The 798-nt window shown below is 59.4% G+C and carries 2 protein-coding genes; both read left to right on the forward strand.

Annotation, left to right across the window (positions count from 1 at the left end; genetic code table 11):
* Positions 1–75 precede the first annotated feature (75 nt).
* Positions 76–321 (forward strand): transposase, encoded by a 246-nt coding sequence (locus ACYCVF_RS36735; protein ID WP_459599933.1) that lies wholly within the window; start codon positions 76–78, stop codon positions 319–321.
* On the forward strand, positions 296–798 hold a 503-nt coding region (locus tag ACYCVF_RS36740; RefSeq protein WP_459612960.1), incomplete at its 3' end, for an IS5 family transposase. The genes ACYCVF_RS36735 and ACYCVF_RS36740, both read left to right, overlap by 26 nt.

Raw genomic sequence — 798 nt, forward strand, 5'->3', positions numbered from 1 at the left:
TAGGGTCTGTACTCAATAGGGATTCCATCCGGAATTCGGCTGTGATTCAAGCTTCTCAGTGGAAGGGAGGCTTGAATGGCAAAGCAGGTCTACTGGCTCAGCGATGCGGAATGGCGGCGGATTGAGCCGTTGTTGCCACAAGGGCGCAAGGGAGCGCATCGGGTTGATGATCGACGTGTGATCAGCGGCATTATGCACATGCTGAAATCGGGTTCGCGCTGGCGCGATTGCCCAGAAGTCTACGGCCCCTACACGACTGTCTACAACCGCTTCAACCGCTGGAGCCGACAGGGATTTGGACGGATATTTTTTACGCCCTGACCGGATCGACGGGCATGTACGGATCGATGTCCGTGGATTCCAGCTACATAAAAGCCCATCGCTCCGCGGCCGGCGCAAAAGGGGGGCCTTCAACAATGCGATCGGCCGCTCGCGCGGCGGGCAGACCACCAAAATCCACGCGCTGACCGACGATATCGGCCGTCCGCTTGCCTTCCTGATCACTCCTGGCAACACCCACGACCTGGTCGGTGCACGCGGTTTGATCGGCATGGTCCGCAACCCGCGCCGTTCGCTGGCCGATCGAGCCTACGACGCCAGGAGCTTGCGCGACGAGCTGGCCGCACGCCGCATCAAGGCCGTGATCCCGCCAAATCCGACCCGCAAACACCCGCATCGCTACGATAAGATCGCCTACAAAGGCCGAAACGTCATCGAACGGATGTTCTGCCGCCTCAAGGACTTCCGCCGGATTGCAACTAGATACGACAAGCGAGCAGACATCTTCCTGTCTGCAAT

The organism is Bradyrhizobium cedriense, assembly GCF_054602315.1.